At 55.5% G+C, this 8,683-nt stretch carries 11 protein-coding genes; all 11 read right to left on the bottom strand.

The window, feature by feature from the left end; all coding sequences use genetic code 11:
* Positions 1–109, bottom strand: a 109-nt coding sequence (locus F8R23_RS23650; protein WP_151415504.1) for a GpE family phage tail protein, incomplete at its 3' end; no start/stop codon positions are given.
* A gap of 32 nt (positions 110–141) precedes the next feature.
* On the bottom strand, positions 142–444 hold the full coding sequence (locus tag F8R23_RS23645) for a phage tail assembly protein (protein WP_151416102.1): 303 nt from the start codon (positions 442–444) through the stop codon (positions 142–144).
* 63 nt (positions 445–507) lie between these two features.
* Entirely contained in the window at positions 508–1,026 is a 519-nt protein-coding gene (locus F8R23_RS23640) for a phage major tail tube protein (RefSeq protein WP_151416101.1), read from the bottom strand.
* Positions 1,027–1,042: 16 nt separating this feature from the next.
* The gene (locus F8R23_RS23635) at positions 1,043–2,212 is read right to left on the bottom strand and encodes a phage tail sheath protein (RefSeq protein WP_151416100.1); all 1,170 of its coding nucleotides are present in this window, start codon (positions 2,210–2,212) and stop codon (positions 1,043–1,045) included.
* Between the two features lie 274 nt (positions 2,213–2,486).
* Entirely contained in the window at positions 2,487–3,650 is a 1,164-nt protein-coding gene (locus tag F8R23_RS23630; protein ID WP_151416099.1) for a phage tail protein, read from the bottom strand.
* Between the two features lie 12 nt (positions 3,651–3,662).
* Entirely contained in the window at positions 3,663–4,373 is a 711-nt protein-coding gene (locus F8R23_RS23625) for a LamG domain-containing protein (RefSeq protein ID WP_151416098.1), read from the bottom strand.
* The gene (locus tag F8R23_RS23620; RefSeq protein ID WP_151416097.1) at positions 4,370–6,178 is read right to left on the bottom strand and encodes an SGNH/GDSL hydrolase family protein; all 1,809 of its coding nucleotides are present in this window, start codon (positions 6,176–6,178) and stop codon (positions 4,370–4,372) included. The genes F8R23_RS23625 and F8R23_RS23620 overlap by 4 nt, the downstream gene beginning before the upstream one ends.
* Positions 6,171–6,779 carry a phage tail protein I gene (locus F8R23_RS23615; protein ID WP_151416096.1) on the bottom strand — a complete coding sequence of 203 codons (609 nt, stop codon included), beginning with the start codon at positions 6,777–6,779 and terminating at the stop codon, positions 6,171–6,173. The genes F8R23_RS23620 and F8R23_RS23615 overlap by 8 nt, the downstream gene beginning before the upstream one ends.
* On the bottom strand, positions 6,772–7,680 hold the full coding sequence (locus F8R23_RS23610; RefSeq protein WP_151416095.1) for a baseplate assembly protein: 909 nt from the start codon (positions 7,678–7,680) through the stop codon (positions 6,772–6,774). Before F8R23_RS23610 ends, F8R23_RS23615 begins: the two co-directional genes overlap by 8 nt.
* A gap of 4 nt (positions 7,681–7,684) precedes the next feature.
* Entirely contained in the window at positions 7,685–8,035 is a 351-nt protein-coding gene (locus F8R23_RS23605; protein ID WP_151416094.1) for a GPW/gp25 family protein, read from the bottom strand.
* On the bottom strand, positions 8,032–8,673 hold the full coding sequence (locus F8R23_RS23600; RefSeq protein WP_151416093.1) for a phage baseplate assembly protein V: 642 nt from the start codon (positions 8,671–8,673) through the stop codon (positions 8,032–8,034). Before F8R23_RS23600 ends, F8R23_RS23605 begins: the two co-directional genes overlap by 4 nt.
* Positions 8,674–8,683 lie beyond the last annotated feature (10 nt).

The raw sequence follows: 8,683 nt of genomic DNA, 5'->3' as shown, positions 1-8,683 counted from the left end.
TTTGTCCGCTTCGTTGGAGCGCTTTATCGCGCCAGTTGAGGAGTTCTTGCGGTGTCATCGGGTAAAGCTCTGACGGCGGCCAGTGGAAAATCGTCGCGATATCCGCCATCAGGTCATCAACCGACAATCCTGCCGGGAAATCTACAGTGCCGAACTCGGTGCCAAAAAACCGATAACCTTCCCGGCCAGTGCCACAAGGTCAGGCAACTCCAGCGCAGTGACTTCGCTCTCGGTCAATGCCGGGTACGTCATGCGCGGCAGCACCTTAATCAGCGCATCAACGTCAGAGCTTGCCAGCGAGGCCAGACCCACGCCGCGCAGAGTGCCCGCGTTCGGTTTGGTCAGGGTTACCGTATCGATAACGGTTTCACCGCGTTTGACCGGGGTATCCAGTTTCACGACGTTCGGGTTTTCGGTAGCGGTGATGGTGTTTTCTTTTTTCATGGTGTGCTCTCAAATTTAATGAGTCAGGAGGAATGGCGGCCAGCGTCGCTGACCGCCCGGTAATTACAGCCCGATATTGCGGCGGTGCTGTTCCAGCATGTCAACGCCGTTCACACGTTCAATCATGTTGACGGTGTCAACTTCAATGCGCTCTTTGCCGTCGACGGTCAGCTTGAAATAGGTGCATTGGGTCGAGATTTTTGTCTCTGTGTCTTCGCCCTGTTTCTGGTCGCCAAAATCAAATTCTTTATGGCGGCCACGCAGCACAATCTCCACCGCCGTAATGTCGCCGGTATCGTCGCGCTGATAAGAACCGCAAAAGCGCAGCGGCACGGCCGTCGAGCTTGAGGCGGCGTATTGCGCCCAGAGCTGGTCATCTGGCAGGCCGCCGATAGTCCATTCAACGCTGAGCGCGTCATCGTCCAGCCCCATATCCACCGGGGCCGCGCCGTTCATGCCGCCGCCGCGATAGTTCTCCAGCTTGCGGGTCAGTTTCGGCAGGGTCACTGAGCTGACCACGCCCATATAGCTCAGGCCGTCGTTAAACAGGTTGAGGTACTTCAGTTTGCGTGGGAGTGCCATGGTTTAACGCGTCCTCTTAGCTGTTGACGCCTGCGGCCAGATTCACCAGATACTTATCGGTGATGCGCTGGCGCAGGGTCAGGTCTTCCAGTGGGGGAACCGGGGTGTAGTCGTAATCGATATACAGCTTCCCGGCTTTCAGGGTCTCTTTATCGTTGGCCGATTCGTCATACCAGCAATCGGCGTCGATGATGTAGCCGTTGGATTTCAGCTCACGGAATTTGGCTTTAATGCCTTCGACAATGTCGCGGATAAGCGTGGCGGTGACCGGCTTATCCACCGCCCACATATGCGCTTCGGCCATGGTGTCAGCCAATACCTGCGCGGTGCGGGTGTAGTTCTCAAACAAGAACAGCGGGTCATCAGAACAGGAGCGGTTACCCCAGAAGCGGAAACCATCTTTGCGCACCAGCGTCGTGACCCCGGCCTCATTGAGCAAGTCGGCATCGGTGCCGGGTGCCTGTAAATCCCAGAACACGCTGGCGGAAATGCCGGTCACGCCGTTGACACCAACGTTAGACAGGGTCTTATGCCAGCCGGTTTCCGTGTCGATTTTTGCGCGCAGGCCCAGCGCGCGAGCGGTGGCGAATGCCGTGGCGCTCACATTGCCGGTGGTATCCCATGCGAGGAAATCCGGCCAGATGAGCATCAGCTCGCGCTGGCTGAAATTGTCGCGGTAGGCGATGGCCTCGGAAATGGTTTTGCAGCCATACGCACTGATATAACCGTACGCGCGTAACTGCTGGCAAATACCCGCCAGCGCCGTCGCCACTTCCAGCGTATCCAGTCCCGGCACGCCCAGAATACGCGGTTTCACCCCGGTGACCGCCTGCGCGGTAAGCAAGGCTTTCATACCGGTATAGCGGCCGTTTTCATCCGCGCCGCCGATGATGTTCGACGTGGTTGTCGCGGCGTCTTTGCCCTCTTCAACCCGCACGACAATCGTCACCGGCTTGCACTGGTCACCGATAGCTGCCAAAGCGTTCGCCAGCGTGCCAGATTTCCCCGCCTTACCGGCAGCGGCAATCACATCGGTAATCAATACCGGGGTGTTGAGGGGGAAAACCTTCGGGTCAGCATCTTTGCCGGTGCAGACCATACCGACGATAGCCGTCGAAACGGTAGAAATGACGCGCGTCCCGTCGTTGATTTCGACGACGCGCACGCCGTGGTGATAATCACCCATATTGTGACTCCGGTTGTTGGTGGTGTGCCTAGCTTGCCGCCGGGCTTGCGCAGGCGCACGCGATGGCCGGTGGATGGCCCACCAGACAACGGAGTAAAAAGACAGGAGGAAGGGAAAACGCATTGCGATCGATTTGGCCGATCAATATCGACGCATTGATCTATGTAATCGATTGGACGGAATTTAGCCGGAGCGGTTAGGGTGGCGTTATCTATCCGGCAACATCAGGGAAATGCCGCAGGTAGACAACGGCCCGCACATGCGGGCCATTTTTTTATGCTATACGGTGCCAACACATTTGCAGGACGTGGCTCTCGACAATGCTGACAGCCTGACCGCTACCGAGTGCATCCGTTTCCCCCGTAACATTATGGCCATGTGACCCGAGATCCATTTCGTGGTCATGCTCGCCAGCCTCATCCGTATCACCTTCGGCATACGGGTCAAAGAAGACGCGGTTATTCCCACCCAATTCATAATTGCTATTACGCTGTGGCGTGCCATGGTGAACGTGCTTCCCGGCTGCCTTGGTTCTCTTGGTGCCGAGGTCGGTATCGTGGGCCGTGCCATTTACGCTAATTTTTTCTGCGGGCAAATTTGCGCGGGCGATTGTCACGGTATCACTGCCGCCGGTTTGCCCCACATTGGAGCCGTCCCGCTTGGCAATGCGGATGGTTCTCCCCTCCCCGGTATACTCCCACTTTGACCACGGCCAGCGGGCGTTAGGGTCGACGTTGGCAAAAAAGAAATGACTGATGCCAACGGGGTTAGATAACTCCCAGCTCTCGCGCACGGCGGCCGCAATGGCCTTTTTAATCGCTGCCGGAGTGGCGGCCAGTGCCTCGCTATCGCTGTTTGTTGCGCTGCTGAGCTGCGTAAACCCCTTTTCGGTCAGTGTCGCATCAGGGTGACTGCGGGATTGCTCATGCGCCGAAAGCTGATTATCGGTGTAATCCTTAACCACCGCTTCCAGCTTATGGACGTCCTCCACAGTAGGAATCATGACCGACGGGTCGGCAATAAGTGCCACGTCCGCAGTGCTGCTGACCTTCAATTGCACCCTGATGACCTGAAAGCGCCCGGAGCCTTCGACAAGCAGTGGTTTATACGTCTCCGGCATATTGCCGACAGCGATACACACCCCGTCATCAGCATAGAGCGCCAGCTCACGCAACCAAAACCCGCCAATTTGTGGCGGCATAATCATTTCCGCCTCAATGACACTCGCATCCGCGTCCGCAATGACCAGCTTATTCAGCTCAGCGCGATATTGCTCACCCACAAGACCCACGCGGGTTAGGTCTGGCCGTGACAGTAGCCCGCCGCCGTCACCGACAGCCATTGCGGCAATGGCAACCGGCGTCCCGGTGACTGCCGCATTCGCCAGCCGCTCTGCCCCGGCCTGCGTGATTAGGGTCAGGAATTTTTTCTCGGTCATATTCCCTCCCTGTCAGTTAACGAAATGCCCGCGCGTACGCATGATTTCTTTTAGTTTTGTTCGGGCTTGCTCCTGCTCATCCACGGTCAATACCCGGTCATAAAACGCGATGACACCCATCACGCCGGGCAGCCCTTTGTTTTGTTCTTTGCTCGGTGCGCCATTCAGAAAAATGGACTCTGGAGATTTCGCACGTTTTTTCACTTTTGCCGCATAACGTGTACCCGCCGCGCGCGTGATAGTCACCTCGCTGTTAGAAACCGTCGCAGTAAAGCGCGTCCAGCCACCCACAGCGCCGCCCGCTGCCACCGAATATAATGGGTCAAACTCGACGCTACCGACAATGCCACTCGCGACCTGAAAAATTAACGACCCATCAGGCTCAATCCGTAACTGGATACCCGAAAACGGTGCAACACCCGGAATAAAGTTAGAGAAAATACGCCCACTGGTTTTAATGTTATCCACGTTAATGCAAATCGCGAACGTCATCTCGTCCGTTTCGATAATACCGGTATCAGCACCGTGTTCGGCATCATCAACGAGTAACATTCCGGCTTCGGTAAAATCATTGCCGGTAATAAGGTCACGTCCATTGCCGCTGGAATCATATTTATCTTGCAAGCCATAGGTTGCCAAACTTGAATCAAGATTCAGCAACATTTCCGGGTCTGCCAACTCTAAATCTGTTGAGTGCACCACACCGTCACAAACAATTTTCATTTCGCATTCTCCAGATTAATAACGCCCGCCTGACAAATATAAATATCTGCCGCATTATTTGCCGCCACGACAACTTTTATTTCTTCAACATCGGCCGGGACAATAAACTCATAGCTGTAAGTTAAATACCCTTCAACCGGATGACTCCACGCCCTCAAGCCCGCAAGATTCAACATATCGGCATTATTCGTTTCGCAGTAACAGGCCACCGTTGATTTATCGTCGGTATCAATTTTCACTTTAAAACAGAATTCCCGGCGCTCCCCCGGTTTTACCTTCACAACCTGCGACACTTTGGCGTAAGTGCCGGAGCTGGCTTTTACAGCAAGCGCATTACCAACAATGTCCGGGGCGCTAGTCACACTCACGTCGCCGGATTCAATCGCCCAGTCAGCCGGCCGCCCGGCGGCATCAACGTTAAGAAACAGCGGATTGCGCAGGCCGTTCGGGCTGCGTTCCGGTGTGGTGTTGGCGATGGCCAGTGGTGGATAGGTTGGCATGGTATAGGGTGCCAGCGTCTCAGCCAGTGCCGTCCCCATATGGAATGCGCCAAGGGGTGCCGGATGCGAGGGGTCTGGCCCGCCGTTGAGAATGCCGTTATACCCTGGCTTCCATGCGTCTGTCGCCGGGTCAACGGTTACCGCGCGCATGTCCACAAACGGATAGCCCTGATCCAATGCGTAAGCACGCAGGAACGCATTGACAGCATTTTCACGCCCTTTCAGCACGTCACTCGCATTAATCTGCGCGGCCATTGAGCAAATTACGGGGATGATACCGGCCTTCCTCAGCGCGGTGCAGATAGTCCTGACGTTTGCCTTTGTGGTTTCCAGCGAGATTTCCAGCCTAATGACGTCATTACGGCCAATAAGCAGACCGCAAAATCTCGGCTTGGCCTCGATGGCTGATTGCAGATGATGCTTAATGACGTCACCCGAGGTATAACCGCCAGTCGCCCACTGCCCGATGTATTTCAAACGCCCGCCAGTTTTCATCACGGCCCACGTTTGCCATGACCGCGCGTTATACGTCCAGCCGCGAGGGCGGCTTGCAATCTCTTTCGGGTTGCGGCCGTTATCCGACAGTGAGTCGCCCAAAAAGCCCAGCGTGTTTTCAAGTAGCCCCAAATGATTTTCGACGGGAATACCGCGATGCTCCAGCGTTCCACGACCATCGTCACGCACCGATAAGAGACGATACCCACCAACGACCAAGTCAAACAGATAGCCCGGACGCACACGCCGCACCGACGTTTGACCAACAATCAACCCTTTCAACACATTCAGGTAATCCGCGAACGAGTTGCCGGGCAGCGATTTATCCCCGTTCCCTTTGATGGCAAACAGACGATACCCCTGACGACTGACAATATCGAAAGGGTATTTAGAGCGTGGCAGCGTCAACAGGCCACGCGTGCGCTTGTCCGTTCCGGCGGCCAGCAACTCCACCGCCTCGACAAAGGCACTGGTAACAATTTTCTTGCCAGTTTTAACCGCAATGCCATTAACGTTTTCGTACTGTTCAACCCAATAATTGGTAATCTGAGACGTTACGGTAAAAAACTGCCGTTTTTCGACGCCGTCATTAATAGCCTGTTGCGCCTCCGGCTCATTGTCATAAATCTTCGCATCACTCATGACAGACGTATTAAGTTTATCCACATCATTTTTTAATAACGCAGTACGGTTTGCCAACTGGCGCGCCTGAATATTTGCAACACCATCCCGGCCACCTGAGACGTCATCACCGCGCTGGATTTGATAAATGGTTTTTTCCCACTTTGCTTGTTCTGATAGCTCAGACATATTTTTCCCCGGAGTAATGATAATTGCCGTTAAATCTCGGTATGCCGTTGTATTTCACTTTTTCCGAAGGTGAATAATCAGCAGGGTATACGGTAACAATATCGCCGTCATGAATAGCGGCGGCGGAATAAATAGCCCCGGATATTTGGGTGCTGATACTTAACTGCGCAATATGACGACTTGCTGATTTTGCCTCACCGATTAATCGCTCAAGTTCATTAACGATTTCCTCCGTAATACCGACGTCATTCACATCGATAGTCAGGCGAAACGTCCCGGCGGGGTCGGCTACTTCCCACCATTCCGCAATGCTCATGCTATAGCCCATGTTTTCAATCACACGGCGAATAGCGGCAACCGTGCCTTTACGCCGGTGAATGTAAAACGCATCGCTGACGGCTTTACGCTTTTCCGCCTCCGGCCAATCCTCATCCCAGCGGTCAACGCTGAACGCCCACGCCAGATACGGCAGGAATTTAACCGGGCATCGCTCCGGGTTCCACAGGTCACGGAGTGGCACATTCAAATCCATACCCACCGAACAAGCCTCGGCCGCCCGGCGTTCTAGCGCGGATGACCCCGGCGGTAAAAGGTTACTCATCAGAGCCACCGATTAAGATTTGATAGTCGGTACAGTTAGCCGCCTGCGTCTTGTCCAGTACCACATCAGATTGCGGGGCGGCCAGCTCAACACGCTGCACACCGCTCACATGCAGCGCGGCATAAATAGCCGAGCGACGAATATCACGTCCAAGGCGACGTTGCGCGTTGATGTAGGCTTTTAGACGCTGCTCAGCGGCGGCTTTGATAGGTTCGACGGCCGGGTCAGGCAAGACAAAGAGTGTGGCGTTAATCTGGTAATCAACAATCTTCGCCGACGCGACAGTCACCCGGTCAGCCACTGGGCGCACACTCTCGTCATTCAGTGCCTTGGCAACTACCGCGAGCAACTCATCGGGTGCGGTGCCGTCACCGTCGCGCGCCAGCACGCTGACCGAGACCCTAGCCGGGGCCGGACTGAATACCGAGGCATCGGCGACACGACCGTCGGCGCTCAGGGCGTGAAACTCATATGCCCCCACCGGCCCCGCGACTGACATTCCCTCAAAGGCGGCCGGGATGCGAGGGCGAAAATCCTCGTCTGACTCCATCACGGCCGCAACAGGCGGGATAGCAGTATCATCCGCCGGGGTAATAATCAGTCGCGGGGTATTGTTGTTCGCGCCGAGCTGGTCGAGGTCTGCACCGCCCGCATAGGCTACCATGACCGCCTGCGCCGCCTCGTTGACGCGCTGGCGCAAGATAACTTCACGATATGCATTCTCTTGCAGGACCTTGACTATAGGGTCTGACTCCAACGCCAATGTTCGGGCGATAGCCTCCTGCTGGTCTGCCGGATACAGGGAAATCAGCGTTGCCTTGCGCTCGGCAAGCAGGGTTTCATAGTCCAGTGGTTCAACAACATTTGGCGCGGGTAGCTGGCTTAAATCGATAGTGGCCATAGTGTCAGCTCAGTGGAACGGTTAGCGAAAATGTGCCGCCGGTGGTGTCTTGGCGCACGCCGGTAATATCAACGAACATCTGACCGTTGAAGGCTTTCTCGAAGGTGATAGAGGTCAGCCTGACGCGCGGCTCCCATTTGAGGATTGCCATGTAGCAGGCGGCCATCACCTGCCCGTTGACCGCCGGGCTTTGCGGCTGGTCAATCAGAGCTGACAGAAGCGAGCCATACTCACGACGCATCACCCGCGAGCCGATTGGTGTGATGAGGATATCGCGCACGCTCTGGCTGATATGCTCGCTATCCGTCAGAGTCTGGCCAGTGTCCCGGTTCATGCCGGTGTATCTGACGGTCATTTAGTTTCCTCCGTCCAGTCATTGCCGCGCTGCACACCACCGTGACCGTGTTTATCAACTTGCACACCGTTGGATTTAAAGGTGCCGTCGCCATGCTCGATATCCCCAAACATTTTCCCGCCTTTTTTCACCTCCAGCGTGCCGGTAGTCAGTTTGTTAGTGCAGACCACCTCCGGCGTGTCGAGGGTGATGCTTTCTGCGGCTTTTACCATCACCACTTTGGTATTGGCGGTTATCGACTCAGACGCTTGCACGTCAGCAGTTTTAATACCGGTAACGGCCAGCGCGCCGGTTTCTGGCTCGTATTCGATGACCGCGCCATCGGGGAAGCAGTTGTGATATGCCTCGGCCGACGCTGACGGGGCTGGAAAATCGTCGGAATATATACCCGGCAGCACGAAAGCGGTGTCAAGTTCGCCCCCTAACGCCAGCAGCAGCACCTGCTCACCGACAGAGGGTGCCCACCATGTGCGTGCACCACCGGCACGACAAGTCAGCCATTGCAACCAGTCCGACGTATTACCGCCAAGTTGAACGCGACAACGTGCCTGCGTGGCGTCAACGTCAACGATGACGCCGATGCGAATGAGGTTGCGCACTGCGCGCGCAAGTTCTGAAATCGTTTCGAGTGTATTCATGAGGGAAAGG

It is taken from the genome of Serratia proteamaculans (genome assembly GCF_008830365.1).
Taxonomy (GTDB): domain Bacteria; phylum Pseudomonadota; class Gammaproteobacteria; order Enterobacterales; family Enterobacteriaceae; genus Serratia; species Serratia proteamaculans.
Note: the sequence above shows the minus strand (reverse complement) of the source record. Positions and strands in the feature narration are given on the sequence as shown.

Excerpts from the sequence above, each read along its gene's own strand:
- F8R23_RS23625 (WP_151416098.1), bottom strand. The coding sequence starts at position 4,373 with ATGAAAATTGTTTGTGACGGTGTGGTGCACTCAACAGATTTAGAGTTG.
- F8R23_RS23605 (WP_151416094.1), bottom strand. The coding sequence starts at position 8,035 with ATGACCGTCAGATACACCGGCATGAACCGGGACACTGGCCAGACTCTG.
- F8R23_RS23645 (WP_151416102.1), bottom strand. The coding sequence starts at position 444 with ATGAAAAAAGAAAACACCATCACCGCTACCGAAAACCCGAACGTCGTG.
- F8R23_RS23620 (WP_151416097.1), bottom strand. The coding sequence starts at position 6,178 with ATGTCTGAGCTATCAGAACAAGCAAAGTGGGAAAAAACCATTTATCAA.
- F8R23_RS23610 (WP_151416095.1), bottom strand. The coding sequence starts at position 7,680 with ATGGCCACTATCGATTTAAGCCAGCTACCCGCGCCAAATGTTGTTGAA.
- F8R23_RS23630 (WP_151416099.1), bottom strand. The coding sequence starts at position 3,650 with ATGACCGAGAAAAAATTCCTGACCCTAATCACGCAGGCCGGGGCAGAG.
- F8R23_RS23615 (WP_151416096.1), bottom strand. The coding sequence starts at position 6,779 with ATGAGTAACCTTTTACCGCCGGGGTCATCCGCGCTAGAACGCCGGGCG.
- F8R23_RS23635 (WP_151416100.1), bottom strand. The coding sequence starts at position 2,212 with ATGGGTGATTATCACCACGGCGTGCGCGTCGTCGAAATCAACGACGGG.
- F8R23_RS23600 (WP_151416093.1), bottom strand. The coding sequence starts at position 8,673 with ATGAATACACTCGAAACGATTTCAGAACTTGCGCGCGCAGTGCGCAAC.
- F8R23_RS23640 (WP_151416101.1), bottom strand. The coding sequence starts at position 1,026 with ATGGCACTCCCACGCAAACTGAAGTACCTCAACCTGTTTAACGACGGC.